This window comes from Bartonella sp. SL320 (genome assembly GCF_059687635.1).
In genome coordinates this window covers 103,829-118,610 of sequence record NZ_CM185143.1, presented here as the reverse complement: position 1 = coordinate 118,610, position 14,782 = coordinate 103,829, and the positions used below count along the sequence as shown (strand labels likewise).

General features: G+C 34.5%; 14 protein-coding genes and 1 pseudogene. 9 read left to right on the top strand and 6 right to left on the bottom strand.

Annotated elements, in window-relative coordinates; translation table 11 throughout:
• Positions 1–7: 7 nt before the first annotated feature.
• From ftsY to AC6ER8_RS00415, 5 genes are all read left to right on the top strand, one after another.
• Positions 8–1,258 (top strand): signal recognition particle-docking protein FtsY, encoded by a 1,251-nt coding sequence (gene ftsY, locus AC6ER8_RS00435; RefSeq protein WP_497078423.1) that lies wholly within the window; start codon positions 8–10, stop codon positions 1,256–1,258.
• Positions 1,255–1,941: a septation protein A gene (locus AC6ER8_RS00430; RefSeq protein WP_497078421.1), complete on the top strand. Its 687-nt coding sequence runs from the start codon at positions 1,255–1,257 to the stop codon at positions 1,939–1,941. The genes ftsY and AC6ER8_RS00430 overlap by 4 nt, the downstream gene beginning before the upstream one ends.
• Positions 1,942–2,006: 65 nt before the next feature.
• Positions 2,007–2,768 (top strand): hydroxyacylglutathione hydrolase, encoded by a 762-nt coding sequence (gene gloB / locus AC6ER8_RS00425; protein ID WP_497078419.1) that lies wholly within the window; start codon positions 2,007–2,009, stop codon positions 2,766–2,768.
• On the top strand, positions 2,768–3,259 hold the full coding sequence (locus AC6ER8_RS00420; RefSeq protein ID WP_497078417.1) for a hypothetical protein: 492 nt from the start codon (positions 2,768–2,770) through the stop codon (positions 3,257–3,259). The genes gloB and AC6ER8_RS00420 overlap by 1 nt, the downstream gene beginning before the upstream one ends.
• A gap of 626 nt (positions 3,260–3,885) precedes the next feature.
• Positions 3,886–4,353, top strand: coding sequence for a hypothetical protein (locus AC6ER8_RS00415; RefSeq protein ID WP_497078415.1), 468 nt, complete (start codon positions 3,886–3,888; stop codon positions 4,351–4,353).
• Between the two features lie 22 nt (positions 4,354–4,375).
• On the opposite strand, the gene AC6ER8_RS00410 is transcribed toward AC6ER8_RS00415, so the two are convergent.
• From AC6ER8_RS00410 to rho, 6 genes are all read right to left on the bottom strand, one after another.
• Positions 4,376–5,272, bottom strand: coding sequence for a ParB/RepB/Spo0J family partition protein (locus AC6ER8_RS00410; RefSeq protein WP_497078413.1), 897 nt, complete (start codon positions 5,270–5,272; stop codon positions 4,376–4,378).
• Between the two features lie 30 nt (positions 5,273–5,302).
• The gene (locus tag AC6ER8_RS00405; protein ID WP_497075089.1) at positions 5,303–6,100 is read right to left on the bottom strand and encodes a ParA family protein; all 798 of its coding nucleotides are present in this window, start codon (positions 6,098–6,100) and stop codon (positions 5,303–5,305) included.
• Between the two features lie 13 nt (positions 6,101–6,113).
• Positions 6,114–6,755: a 16S rRNA (guanine(527)-N(7))-methyltransferase RsmG gene (gene rsmG, locus AC6ER8_RS00400; RefSeq protein ID WP_497078411.1), complete on the bottom strand. Its 642-nt coding sequence runs from the start codon at positions 6,753–6,755 to the stop codon at positions 6,114–6,116.
• Complete coding sequence (gene mnmG, locus AC6ER8_RS00395) at positions 6,755–8,623, bottom strand: tRNA uridine-5-carboxymethylaminomethyl(34) synthesis enzyme MnmG (protein WP_497078409.1); 1,869 nt, start codon at positions 8,621–8,623, stop codon at positions 6,755–6,757. The genes rsmG and mnmG overlap by 1 nt, the downstream gene beginning before the upstream one ends.
• A gap of 113 nt (positions 8,624–8,736) precedes the next feature.
• Positions 8,737–10,044: a tRNA uridine-5-carboxymethylaminomethyl(34) synthesis GTPase MnmE gene (mnmE, locus tag AC6ER8_RS00390; RefSeq protein WP_497078407.1), complete on the bottom strand. Its 1,308-nt coding sequence runs from the start codon at positions 10,042–10,044 to the stop codon at positions 8,737–8,739.
• A gap of 31 nt (positions 10,045–10,075) precedes the next feature.
• Positions 10,076–11,341 carry a transcription termination factor Rho gene (gene rho / locus AC6ER8_RS00385; RefSeq protein ID WP_497078405.1) on the bottom strand — a complete coding sequence of 422 codons (1,266 nt, stop codon included), beginning with the start codon at positions 11,339–11,341 and terminating at the stop codon, positions 10,076–10,078.
• 559 nt (positions 11,342–11,900) lie between these two features.
• On the opposite strand from rho, the gene AC6ER8_RS00380 reads away from it, so the two are divergent.
• From AC6ER8_RS00380 to coaE, 4 genes and pseudogenes are all read left to right on the top strand, one after another.
• Positions 11,901–12,725, top strand: coding sequence for a pyruvate, water dikinase regulatory protein (locus AC6ER8_RS00380; protein ID WP_497078403.1), 825 nt, complete (start codon positions 11,901–11,903; stop codon positions 12,723–12,725).
• Between the two features lie 12 nt (positions 12,726–12,737).
• On the top strand, positions 12,738–13,334 hold the full coding sequence (locus AC6ER8_RS00375) for a Maf family nucleotide pyrophosphatase (RefSeq protein WP_497078401.1): 597 nt from the start codon (positions 12,738–12,740) through the stop codon (positions 13,332–13,334).
• The gene (locus AC6ER8_RS00370) at positions 13,327–14,199 is read left to right on the top strand and encodes a shikimate dehydrogenase (RefSeq protein ID WP_497078399.1); all 873 of its coding nucleotides are present in this window, start codon (positions 13,327–13,329) and stop codon (positions 14,197–14,199) included. The genes AC6ER8_RS00375 and AC6ER8_RS00370 overlap by 8 nt, the downstream gene beginning before the upstream one ends.
• Positions 14,196–14,782: pseudogene (gene coaE, locus AC6ER8_RS00365) on the top strand (dephospho-CoA kinase). Before AC6ER8_RS00370 ends, coaE begins: the two are co-directional and overlap by 4 nt.

Below are 14,782 nucleotides of genomic sequence, written 5' to 3'. Positions count from 1 at the left end.
AATTCTTATGACAAAGTCTTTTATTAAAAAAATTTTTTCTTTTAACAAATCTAAAGAGCAGGAAATAGAACAAATTTCTATTCCTGATACGCGCGATATAATAGAAGAAAATAAGGACAAAAATGAAAGAACAAAAAACAACCAAATCTCTACAGATATAGAAAAAGAACAAAAAACAAACAATCAAAAGTCAACACCTGTAAAATATGATGAAAAATCTTCCTCTTTAGAGGCTAATCCTGATAAAAGCCCTCTTTCTGGTAAGGTTATTGTCACAAACACTATCCATGAAAAAAAGTGTGAAGAAACTTTACCTGGCCCCTCTGTTGAACAAAAAAAGACAGCGTGGTTTGGACGCCTTAAAAAAGGTTTAGCTCTTTCTTCACAACGCCTAAGCGGATCAATTGCCGATCTCTTTGTTAAAAGAAAACTTGATGAAGAGACATTGCAAGAGCTCGAAGATATTCTTATTCAAGCTGACCTCGGCATAGAAACGGCAACACGCATCACGAATACTTTAGCTTCCAGTCGTTATGAAAAAGATCTCTCTCCAGATGACATTCATACAATTGTCGCTGATGAAATCAAAAAAGTTCTGGAACCTGTAGCAATGCCATTAGAACTTGACCTCAGTCATAAGCCTCATGTTATTTTGCTGGTCGGTGTAAACGGTACTGGAAAAACGACAACAATTGGAAAACTTGCAGCCAAATTAACGGAAGGGGGATTAAAAGTTATGCTTGCGGCCGGTGACACTTTCCGAGCTGCAGCGATTGAACAATTGCATATTTGGGGTAAACGTACCAATTCTCCTGTTATTTCAACGAAATTGGGTGCAGATGCTGCTAGTTTAGCCTTTGATGCTTTTGAAAAAGCAAAAAAAGACAACAGTGATGTACTCATTATTGATACAGCTGGACGTTTACAAAATAAATCTGAATTGATGGATGAGTTAGCAAAAATTATTCGTGTTTTAAAAAAACACTCCCCCCAAGCTCCTCATACAATCCTTCAAACGCTTGATGCAACCACCGGACAAAATGCACTCAGCCAAGTAGAGATTTTCCGTGATATTGCTGGTGTTAATGGTTTAGTCATGACAAAGCTGGATGGAACTGCCCGCGGAGGAATTCTTGTTGCTATCGCAGAAAAATATAAATTACCCATTTATTTTATCGGTGTAGGAGAAAATATTGAAGACCTTCAACCCTTTTCTGCTTCTGACTTTGCCGAAACTATCGTAGGAAAACATGTATGAAACAGCCTTTATTTACCCCTAATTCACACAATAATTCTGAAAAAAATATGGACGACAATAAAAAAACACCCCTCTCACCAACATTTAAGTTTTTCTTGGAAATGGGACCGTTGGTTACCTTCTTTTTTGCCAATTATAAAGGAGAATGGTTGATCAAAAACATTGAATTTTTTCAAAGTTTTAGTAAGCCTATTTTCCCTGCAACAGCTATTTTTATGGTAGCGATTATTATTTCTTTAAGCTTATCGTGGGTTCTTGCAAAACAAATTCCTATTATGCCTCTTATTTCTGGGGTATTTGTTCTCGTTTTTGGCTTTCTAACGCTTTGGCTTCATAACGATACTTTTATAAAAATGAAACCAACAATCATTAATAGCTTATTTGCGATTATTCTTTTTGGTGGAATGTTTTTTAAAAAACCACTTTTACGTTATGCTCTTGACTCTACCTTAAAACTTGACGATTTGGGCTGGCAAAAACTCACCTACCGTTGGGCATTTTTTTTCCTTTTTCTTGCTCTTTTAAATGAAATCATTTGGCGCAATTTTAGTGATAATTTTTGGACGAGTTTCAAAGTCTTTGGTGTGATGCCTATAACAATTCTCTTTATGCTTACCCAAATGCCTATTATACTAAAACACTCACAAGGGCTTTTTACAGAAGAGGACAAATCTAATTCTTAAACAAATTCACCGCTACAGACGACTTTATAGATTGATTGACAGATACACTGTTCTGGAGAAAAAACATGTTGATTGAACAGTTTATCTGTCGAGAAGATAATTTTGCTGTGCTCATCCATGATGAAAAAAGCGGTATGACAGCCGCAATAGATGCACCTGAAAGTGAAGCTATTCATAATGTTTTAAAACGCCGTAACTGGACACTTAACACTATTTTTGTGACGCATCATCATCATGATCATGTGGAAGGTGTAGCAGAATTAAAAAAAGTCTACAACGCTATTATTATCGGACCAGAAGCAGAAAAAGAAAAGATTCATTATCTTGATCAAACACTTAAACCTGATGAAAAACTTAGCTTCGGTTCTCATACGCTTCTAGCTCTCTCAACCCCTGGCCATACCTTAGGCGCATTATCCTACTATTTTCCTGAAAAAAAATTACTCTTTGCTGGAGACACGCTTTTTTCTCTCGGTTGTGGACGTCTATTTGAAGGAACGACCGCACAAATGCTGAATTCTTTAAAAAAGCTGCGTCAACTTCCCAACGAAACGCTTCTTTATTGCGGACATGAGTACACAAAAAATAATGCTCTTTTCGCATTAACACTTGATCCACATAATCAAAAACTTCAACAAAGAGCAGAAGAAGTTTTTTCATTGCGTGCAAAAAATGCCATGACTTTACCAGTCACTTTAGGACAAGAAAAAGCAACAAACCCTTTTCTTCGTTGGGATGATCAAAAAATTAGAAAGAATCTTTCAATGAAAAACTCTACAGATGAAGAGGTCTTTTCTGAAGTTCGAAAAAGAAAAGATAATTTTTAATGATGTTTAAAGTTGTATTATGCTTTATTTTCCTTTTCCCTTTTGTATCATACGCTCAAGAAAAAAAGCAAGAAACAGGTAATCCCTCTCTTACATTACCTCTCATTGCCAATTATCCCTTAACAGAAAATCTTCTCTTAAAGTTGGAAAAAATTGAAAAAGAATGTGAAAATTTACTTCCAGAGATAAAAAATAAATCTATTACTTATGATTCTAATGTTCACTCCAGTATTGAAAATTACACTGCCTATATTTCTAGTAAACCAAAACTCATGAGTATTTTAAAAGAAAATAATATTACAGCTAAAGACTTTGCTGCTGGCACCTTAGCACTTACAGAAATATCAATGCTTCTTGCATTTGTACCCGAAAATGAATATTCACATGAAAAAAATATTATATTTTTAAACAATCTTAAATTTGTCAAAAGACATTTTCACAAAATAACGACTCTTTTAGGGAGCTGTAAAGAGCTCATTTTGAGAAACTAATCAGTTATGAAATATCAAAAAATATCATCCCATTGCTCTATATAAGTCAATATATTTGATTTATAATGATAATTTGTCTCTAATTTATATTATATTATATTAGAACCTTAAATACCTCTAGATTTCCTTATTCCAAATCTCTCTCATTTTAAAAGAATAAAAACCATCAGCTTGCATATTAGAAGCAGAGAGATCTCTGTGGAGTAAAACTTTATAATAAAAATACTTTTTATGAATAGTCTTAAGTGAAGAAGGTTTAGCGCACATTGGAAACTGAAAAAGTATGCAATGATATGGTTATGCTCTTTCATAAGTATAAAGATTGGAAGCCCATAGTTTTTATTGATGGCTCCTTATCGTTATACCATTCACGGAAACCATTATGGAATAGGCTTGGAAAAGCTTGAAAGATATCTTTTTTAAAACAAGAGCATAAATTAACAACCCAGTGGCGTTCTATTCTGCCGTTCTATTCTTCGCAAGAGGCATACCCTTATTTTAAAAGGGCTTATTTAAAATCATTATATTTTTATCATGCCGAATAATTATCTTATTTTCAGTCATATTTATAAATGATTTTTCTAAAAATAAAGAGTAAAAAATGAAAAAAGAAAGGATATTAAATTATGTTTAAAGTTGCATTGTTCTTTCTTTTTCTTTTCCCTTTTATATCATACGCTCAAGAAACAAAGCAAAAAATAGATGATCCTTCTCTTACATTACCTTTTGTTGCCAATTATCTCTTAACAGAAGATCTTCTTTTAAAGCTGGAGAAAGTTGCAAAAGAATGTAAAAACTTATCTCCAGAGCCAGAAACAGCTAAAATCAAAAATGATCCTACTACTCATGATGATCATATTGAAGAATATATAGCTTACATTTCTAGTAAACCTAGACTTGTAAATATTTTGAGAAAAAATAATCTCACACCTAGAGATTTTATTATTGCTCACTTAGCACTTCAAGAAACATTAAATGTGCTTATAAATGAAAAAACTTTTCCTCATAAACAAAATGTTATATCTTCAAGCAATATTGAATTTGCTAAAAAACATATGTACAGAATGATCAAAATTTTAAGAGGCGGTTGTTAAAAACTCTTTTTAAACGAATTGATTAATTTTGTAAACGACGACAAATTTCATCTAATTGCTCTAATGAAGAGTAATGTATTTTTAAATCACCACCTTTTTTACCATGCCTAATCATAACTTTCATTCCGATTACATCTGCAAGTAATTTTTCTAAAGATTTTGTTTCTGCATCCTTTTCAACAGTGGTACGTTTTTTAGTCTTAGGATTAGCTTGCTCATAAGCAAGTATTTCTGTTTGACGTACAGAAAGCCCTTCACGGATAATTTTTTCAGCTAACTCTTGTGGATTATCAACGGTTATAAGACATCGTGCATGTCCCGCAGAAAGTTGTCCATCTGTTAAAAATTGTTGTACTTTTTCTGGAAGTTTTAACAAACGAAGCGTATTTGCAACATGACTACGACTTTTTCCGATAACTTGCGCTAAATCTACTTGTGTATAATCATGTTCATTTAAGAGCATCTCATATCCCTTTGCTTCTTCTATAGGATTAAGATCAGCCCGTTGAACATTTTCAATAATAGCCAATTCCAAAGCGGTTTTATCATCTACATCACGAACAATAACGGGTAATTGGGTTAAATTTGCACGTTGTGCTGCACGCCAACGCCGCTCACCTGCGATCAACTCAAACCGATGAGAATGATCTCTTAAAGGTCTTACAATAACGGGTTGAACCACCCCATGCTGACGAATTGATTGTGCCAAATTATCAAGTTCTGTTTCAGTAAAATGACGCCGTGGATTATGAGGATTACATGAAATAGACTCAAGAGGAACAAATCTTTCAGAAATGCTACCGGATTCTGTTGATTTATCAAAATTTGATGAACGCGCAAGATTGTTATTTAAATTCATATCTCCAATCAATGCTGCTAATCCACGTCCTAGTCTTTTTTTTGAAAGATCATCACTCATAATTTTTCTCTTTGAATATTTTTTATATTTCTAAGCAGCAGCGCGTGCTTTTTTTTCACGTTGAATCACCTCTGATGCTAAACGCAAATAAGCTTGGCTCCCAGCACATTTAAGATCATAAAGCAATACAGGTTTACCAAAAGAGGGCGCTTCTGATACTCTTACATTTCGTGGAATAATAGTGCGATAAACTTTATCTCCCATAAAAGAGCGTACATCTTCAACAACTTGATTTGAAAGATTATTACGTCCATCATACATTGTTAAAACGATACCTTGGATTTCTAAAGATGGATTAAGAACAGATCGCACTTGTTTTACTGTTTCAAGCAATTGACTTAAACCTTCAAGCGCTAAAAATTCACATTGCATAGGTACCAAAATAGAGTCTGCAGCCCCCATAGCATTCAATGTCAGAAGATTAAGTGATGGTGGACAATCAATTAAAATATAATTGAATTTTTTTTCCATCTCCGGATCATCATAAAGAGCTTTACGTAAGCGTCGTATACGATCTTGAGATGATGAAATTTCCATTTCTACACCTAAGAGATCAAGTGTAGAAGGAACAATATGAAGATTGGGGACAGCTGTTTTTAAAGCTGCTTGTGTAATTGAAACTCCTGAAACCAGAACATCATAAGACGATAAAGGACGGCTGTTACGATCAATTCCTAAGCCTGTACTTGCATTACCTTGTGGATCAACATCCATAATAAGAACATTTTCACCAATGGCAGCTAAAGCTGTTGCAAGATTAATTGCTGTGGTTGTTTTTCCGACTCCACCTTTTTGGTTTGCAATAGCGATAATTCTTGTTTCGCTCATTTTGCTTTACCCTCTAATATGATCGAATATGAGAAATTTCTAAAATAACAGAATTTTCATCAACTTTACTTTTATGTTTTAACAGATCAAAGTGCCAATTGGCAGAGGCATTTTTTATTTCTGTAGCGTAATCCCGACCTTTTTGCAAAAGAGCGACTGTTTTTTCTGTTAATAAAGGAAAAATAAGCTCTAATAGAGTATCAAGTGGCGCTAATCCCCGTGCTGTTATGATATCAGATATAGGGATTTTTTGATATACATCTTCAATTCTAGCGTGATAAACTGTTGCTGGAAGATTAAGTTGAGCAATAACTGTTCTCAAAAAAGCTATTTTTTTTCCATTACTTTCAACAAGATTAATATGTCCTGCTTTTTTTTCTTTCAGAAAGATAGCAATCACTATCGCAGGAAAACCTCCTCCTGATCCTAAATCACACCACTGCAAAGAATGACTATACAAAGGAAAAACTTGTGCTGAATCTAAGATATGACGTACCCATAGATCTGGTATTGTTGCAGCAGATATCAAATTAATGTGCGCATTCCACTGAAGGATTAAAGACTCAAACTGAATTAAATTTTCCATCGTTTCACGTGAAACAGAAGGAACAATATCTAATAGTTGCTGATATTTTTGTTCTGTAGAAAAATCCATTAAGCTGTTTTAGCCTTTTCACGTCGCTGACGTTGAATATATGTAATAATAAGTGATAACGCGGCGGGTGTCATACCATCAATTTTTTGTGCATCAGCAATTGAACGCGGCGACACTTCTTTAATTTTTGATTTAAGCTCATTTGAAAGACCTGAAATTGCCTGAACATCAAGAGATGAAGGGATTTCTAAACGTTCATCTCTCTGAAGAGAGGCAATATCTTGTGCCTGTTTATCCAAATAAACCGCATATTGTGCTTCAATTTCTAAAGATTCTACAGTTTTAGAATCAATTGTTTTTAATTGTGGCCAAAAATGTGAAAGACGCTCTAAAGTTACATGCGGATAAGCAAGAAAGTCATAAGCTGAACGACGAATTCCATCATGATTAACGTGTAATCCATGAGCAGAAGCTTCATTAGGTGTTAAAAAGAGATCTTTGCACATTGAGCGCGCTTGATCAAGCCGTTGTTGCTTTTTCTGATAATACTCCCAACGGATTTTACTGACAATACCCCATTCTTGTGCCAAAGGCGTTAAACGCGTATCAGCATTATCAGATCGTAAAGATAAACGAAATTCAGCACGTGAAGTAAACATTCTATAAGGTTCATAAACACCACGTGAAACCAAATCATCAACCATAACACCAATATAAGCGGTAGAACGACTTATGAGTATTTCATCTAATTTACCCACTTTTCGTGCCGCATTTAATCCAGCTAAAAGTCCCTGTGCTGCAGCTTCTTCATATCCTGTTGTACCATTAATTTGTCCTGCTAAAAACAATCCTGGTAAAGAGCGCAATTCTAAACTTCTTGTTAATTGCTGCGGATTAACAAAATCATACTCAATAGCATAACCGGGTTGCAAAACTGTAGCATTTTCCAACCCTTCAATGGTTTTCAATAGGGAAATTTGTACATCTTCTGGAAGAGAAGTGGAAAGACCATTTGGATAAACTGTATCATCATTTAAACCTTCTGGTTCTAGAAAAATCTGATGCCCATCACGTTCCCCAAATTTTATAATTTTATCTTCAACTGAGGGACAATAACGAGGTCCTAATCCTTCAATATTTCCAGAATATAAAGCAGAACGATGAATATTATCACGAATAATTTTATGTGTTTGTGTATTTGTACGTGTTATAGCACATTCAATTTGTGGTTGTTCAATTTTTTCTGTTAAAAGAGAAAAAGGCACAGGATCTTCATCGGCTTGTTGTTTTGGAAGACGATCCCAATCAATTGTTTTTTTACTCAAACGAGCAGGGGTACCCGTTTTTAATCGCCCAAGTTTTATAGCATATTTTTTCAAACGTTCAGCAAGTTGCACACTTGCTGGATCTCCCATACGGCCAGCAGCCCACGTTTTATCACCAATATGAATAAAGCCATTTAAAAATGTCCCTGTTGTTAAAACAACAGCACCGGAAAAAAATGTTCCTTGTTCTTTTAAAACAACACCTGATATACAATGGTCTTTAATAACCAAATCAATAACTTCATCTTCAATGAGCGTCAGATTTTCTTGTTCTTTTAAAAGTCTTTGAATAGCTTCTTTATAGAGTTGTCTATCTGCTTGTGTTCGTGGACCTCTTACTGCTGGTCCCTTGCGTCGATTAAGGAGTCTAAACTGAATTCCTGCAGCATCTGCTGCGCGTCCCATGAGGCCATCTAAAGCATCTATCTCACGAACCAAATGCCCTTTTCCAAGACCACCAATAGCAGGATTACAAGACATTGTTCCCAGTGCTGATATTTTATGTGTCACAAGCGCTGTTTTTGCTCCTACACGCGCTGAAGCCGAAGCTGCTTCACAGCCAGCATGACCACCACCAACAATAACAACGTCATACGATTGCATTTAATTCATTCCATAAAGAATAATAATAATTCCAAAGTTTCACGTGAAACAGGATATAAATTACATAATCTTTTAGATATGTCTATGAAATAATCAATGTTTCACGTGAATCATTATTTACCGACACAAAACTCTGAAAAAATAATATCAAGTAAATCTTCAACATCAATATCTCCCGTAATTCTTCCAAGAAAATCACTTGCACGACGAAGATGTTCTGCACGTAAACTAAGATCAAGAAAATGATAATTGAGAGAATTTTCAATCTCTCCAACAGCTTCCTTTAAGAGTTGAAGTTGCCTTTTACGCGCCGGGACAAGGTTCCCAACTTCAGAAGCACGATGATGACAAAATGATTCAAGTTCTTTGATAAAACAATCAAAATTTAACCCCGTTAATGCAGAAAATTGGATAGACAAACGTTGATCATTTTGTTCATAAAGATCAAGCTTATTGCCAACACGCCATATTTCAGCCGATGTTTCTGGTAAATTAACTTGCCTAGGATTTCCTATATCATAAACTAAAATAACCAAATCAGCTTCTCTAACATGTTGTTTAGCAACTTCTATTCCTAATTGTTCTATTTTATTTTCTGTTTTTCTAAAACCAGCAGTATCCGTTAAAAAAACAGGTAAACCACCAAGAATAAGCCTCATCTCTAAAGCATCACGCGTTGTGCCTGCTTCTTCCGTCACAATAGCAACAGATCTTCCAGCCAAACGATTCATAATGCTTGATTTTCCAGAATTTGGAGCCCCCGCAATAACAATTTTTAATCCATCACGTAAAATACTTGCACGTTCTCCTTCAGCAATATGTTCTCGAAGAGAAGTACAAAGATTTTCCACATCTTTCCAAATTTTATCAGATATTGCGTTGGGAATATCTGCTTCATCAACAAAATCAAGTTCTGCTTCAATAAAAGCACGCGCCTTCATAAGTTTATGGCGCCAATCACGATAGAGTTTTGTTAAATGCCCACTTGTCCCCATCACCGCTAAACGCCGTTGACTTTCCGTTTCTGCCTCTATTAAATCAGCAAGACCTTCTGCTTGAACAAGATCTAATTTTCCCTCCCTAAATGCACGACGTGAAAATTCACCGGCCTCTGCAATACGACATCCAGAAAATGTTGATAATTCATCAAGAAAACGATTAACAACCGCTTTTCCCCCATGTAAATGGAATTCTGCACAATCTTCTCCTGTAAAACTATGAGGAGCAGGAAAAAAAACAGTTAAAGCAGAATCTAAAAAGCTACCATCATGAGCAGTAAGATTTCCATAATGCATAAAGCGCGCTTTAGGTAAACAACCACAAAGCGTTTTAACTACATGCACAACATGGGGACCAGAAAGCCTAATGACTGCAACCCCTGAAGGTAACAATCCACTCGAAACAGCAAAGATTGTATCCACAGGTTCTATCCTAATAAAAACTTTAACGATTCTACGTATTCATTGAATCAAAAAATTCGCTATTGTTTTTTGTTTGCTTTAATTTATCAATCAAAAATTCAATCGCATCTGTTACATTCATAGGCGCTAAAATACGACGAAGAACAAAAATTTTATGCAAATCTTGTCGTGCAACCAAAAGCTCTTCTTTACGTGTTCCTGATTTTAAAATGTCCATAGCAGGGAAAATTCTCTTATCAGCAACTTTTCGATCAAGAACGATTTCCGAGTTACCAGTTCCTTTAAATTCTTCAAAAATAACCTCATCCATACGGCTTCCTGTATCAATCAAAGCCGTTGCAATAATGGTTAAAGATCCACCTTCCTCAATATTACGTGCAGCACCAAAAAAACGTTTTGGACGTTGTAAAGCATTTGCATCGACACCACCTGTCAAAACCTTACCGGAAGAAGGAACAACCGTATTATATGCACGCCCAAGACGCGTAATAGAATCCAGAAGAATAACAACATCACGTCCAGATTCAACGAGACGTTTAGCTTTTTCAATAACCATCTCTGCTACTTGTACGTGACGTATTGCTGGTTCATCAAAAGTAGAAGAAACAACCTCTCCCTTTACTGAACGCTGCATATCCGTAACTTCTTCTGGTCTCTCATCAATTAAAAGAACAATAAGATAACATTCAGGATGATTAGTGGTTATAGAATGAGCAATATTTTGAAGGAGAACTGTTTTTCCAGTCCGTGGCGGTGCAACAATTAACCCTCTTTGTCCTTTTCCTAATGGAGATATCAAATCAATCACCCGCGATGACATATCCTTTTCAGTAGGATCTTGTATTTCCATCTGGAAACGTTCATTTGAATAAAGAGGTGTAAGATTATCAAAGTGAATTTTATAACGAATTTTCTCAGGCTTTTCAAAATTAATTGTATTAATTTTAAGAAGAGCAAAATAACGCTCCCCTTCTTTTGGACTCCGTATAGGACCTTCAATGGTATCGCCTGTTTTTAAAGAAAATGACTGAATTTGTGATGGTGAAAGATAGATATCATCAGGTCCAGGAAGATAGTTAGCATCAGCAGATCGTAAAAATCCAAATCCGTCTTGCAAAACCTCAACAACACCTTCTCCTATAATTTCGACATCTTGTAGAGCAAGTTTTTTCAAAATCGCAAACATTAATTCTTGTTTGCGCATAAGTGAAGCATTTTCGACTTCTAACGTTTCAGCAAAAGAAACAAGTTCAACGGGATTTTTGCTTTTAAGTTCTTGTAGTTTCATTTTTTGCATGAAATATGCTCTTTTAACTAAGGAGAGAATTACCCTAAACAATTCATGGAAATTTTATAGAATGAAATATTCCTAAGAAAATAACGTTTTACACTCAATTTTTAAAATCCGCAAGTGTCATTTATATGAAATTTATTTGTGTAATATTAATAAATTATATGAAAAGTTCTAAAATTATAAAAATCCAAATAGTATTTTAATTATTATAATAGAGGTATGATTAAAACTGTAACATTTATGAAATATTATTCAAAGATATTTTTTAAAATTTATTAATAAATTTATATTTAAAGAGAGGATTCTTTTTATTTAAAGCTGTGTTTAGTGTGGATTATTATTTATCCTTCATTTATCCTCAATTTTATCCACAAAAGAGAAAAAAAAAGAATAAAAATAACACTGCCTTAAAGACATTATCCTTTCTTTTTTTTCATAAGAGATATTTGATTATCACAAGGGATTAATTTGTGCATAATAATGGAAGATTTTTCCTAAGTTTTGGTTTTATCAAAATTACTGAAGATATATACACATGTCTTAACAAGGAGTTAAAATTTTTGTGACAAAAGAAAAAAAATCCTTTCATTTACACATGCTTTCTGATGCAACAGGAGAAACATTAATTTCTGTTGGAAGAGCTGTGGCATCACAATATACAATGAGTGAAGCAACAGAGCATATCTATCCTATGATTCGTAACAAATTACAGTTACAAAAAGCTCTTGATGAAATACAACAAGAGCCAGGTATTGTTCTCTACACAATGATTGATGAAGAACTTAAGCTTCTTCTTCAAAAAAGATGCAAAAAAATAAAAGTTCCCTGTATTGATATATTGCATCCTGTTTTAAATGTTTTTCAGTCTTACCTTGGAATGCCGACCCATTTACGTGCGAGTGCACAACATGATCTTAATGCAGATTATTTTCGCCGTATTGAGGCATTGGATTTTACAATAGAACATGATGATGGACAATCTTCCAGTAGTTTATCTGAAGCGGATGTAATTCTTGTTGGAATATCAAGGACTTCTAAAACGCCAACAAGTATTTATTTAGCAAATCGCGGAATAAAAACGGCCAATGTTCCCCTTATTCCTAACATTGATTTGCCAGAATCCCTTTTAGAGGCAAAAAATTCTTTGATTGTTGGTCTAATTGCTTCAGCTGAAAGAATCTCACATATTCGCCAAAATAGAGATTTAGGGGAAGGTTTTGCTCTTGAGAGTTATACGAATCGTATTAATATAGGTGAAGAATTAATCTATGCAAAACGCATTTGCGAACGTTTTGGGTGGCCTATCATTGATGTCACAAGGCGCTCTATTGAAGAAACTGCTGCTGCAATATTTGAACTTTTATCACGATTTCGTGAAGGAAAATAAGAGAAAATTTTCATGAACGCAGATACGTTAATATTAGCATCTCTTAGTTCTTATCGTGCACAATTATTGAAAAAAGCAGGTTTAAATTTTTTTGTTGAAGGAGCTTCTTTTGATGAAAGAGAAGTAGAAAAAAAAGCAAAAGAAAAAACACCTAAAGAACTTAGCTGTTTTCTTGCGGGTGAAAAAGCAAAAAATGTTTCAGATCATTTTCCTGAGGCTTTCGTTATTGGTTGTGATCAAGTGCTTGATTTGGAGGGAAAAGTTTTTCATAAAGCAAAAAATATTAAGGAAGCTCATCAACGTTTGTGTGAATTATCAGGAAAAAAACATTCTCTTCATAGTGCGGTAGCTTTATTTAAAAATGGTCAAAAAATTTGGGTGGAAGCTTTTAGCGCACATATGTTCGTACGTCCATTATCATCAGAATTCATTGAACGTTATTTAGCGCGTGTCGGAAAAGATGTTTTAAATAGTGTAGGAGTCTATCAAATTGAAGGAGAAGGGATCCATCTCTTTGAAAAAATTGATGGAGATTTTTTTACCATTGTTGGTTTACCCTTACTGCCTCTGCTCGTAAAATTACGTCATTTGGGAATTATTGATGGTTGACTTAATAACAAGACAAACAAATTATCTCCGTGCTTTTGTTGTTGGTTTTCCAATTCATCATTCAAAATCGCCAAAAATTCACAATTTTTGGTTGGAACAATATGGTTTACAAGGAGAATATCTTGCACAAGAAGTAAGCTCTGAAGAATTCAGTCATTTTATGACTTCTTTACAAAAAATGGGATTTTGTGGAGGAAATGTTACTCTTCCTCATAAACAGGAAGCCTTTCGTTTAGCAGATTATAAAGATGAGAGAGCAACAATAATTGGTGCTGCCAATACACTTTGGTATGAAGGAGATAAACTTTGTGCCACAAATAGTGATGCTTATGGTTTTAGCGCTAATCTTGATGATTTTGCACCTGATTGGGGAGGGGAAACTGCTCTTGTCTTTGGAGCAGGTGGTGCAGCACGCGCTATTCTATATGCTTTAAAAAAACGCGGATTTGAACAGATTTATCTCGTTAACCGTACAAAAAAACGCGCTGATAACTTAGCAGATCATTTTGGAAAACCCATTAAAGTTTATGATTGGCATAAAATTCATGAAATACTTTATCAAGCTGATTTGATTGTTAATACAACTTCTATAGGTATAAAAAATCCAGAAGAAGAAAGTACTTCTTTTTTTTGTGATTTTCATAAAGCAAAAAAAACAGCATTGGTAACAGATATTGTTTACACACCATTGATAACCCCTTTTTTACAACAAGCAAAAGCTTGTGGTCTAAAGACTATTGATGGATTTGGGATGCTTTTACATCAGGCTGTTATAGGTTTTGAACGGTGGTTTGGAATAAGACCACAGGTAACCAAAGCGTTACGGACAGCTATTTTAGAGGATATGAGTAAAGAAAGAGAATGAAGGTCATAGGATTAACGGGATCAATTGCTATGGGAAAATCGACAGTTGCCGATTTTTTCAAGCAAGCGGGTATTTCTGTTTTTAGTGCTGATGAGGCGGTACAACAACTTTATAGAAGTGAGTCAGTTTTATCGCGCATAGAACGTATTTTTCCTAGTGTTATTGAAAACGGTGAAGTTAATCGTTTGAAACTTTCTGAAATTTTGATTGATGATAAGGAAAAATTACAAACACTAGAAGAAATAATTCATCCTTTGGTACAAGAAAAGGAAAGAGAATTTATTGATACAGCACGCAAAAAAGGGGAAAAATTAGTTGTTCTTGATATTCCTCTTCTGTTTGAAAAAAATGGTGAAAATCGTGTAGATAGCGTTATTGTTGTTTCTGCTCCACCAGAAATACAAAAAGAACGTGTAATGATTCGCCAAGGTATGAATGAGAAAAAATTTTCCTTTATCAATGCGAGACAAATGCCGGATGAAAAAAAAGAGAACGTGCTGACTTTATTATTGATACAGGGAAAGATTTAGAAAATACACGCCAACAAGTTTTTGATGTGATAAGAAAATTGCTAAAGAATTGA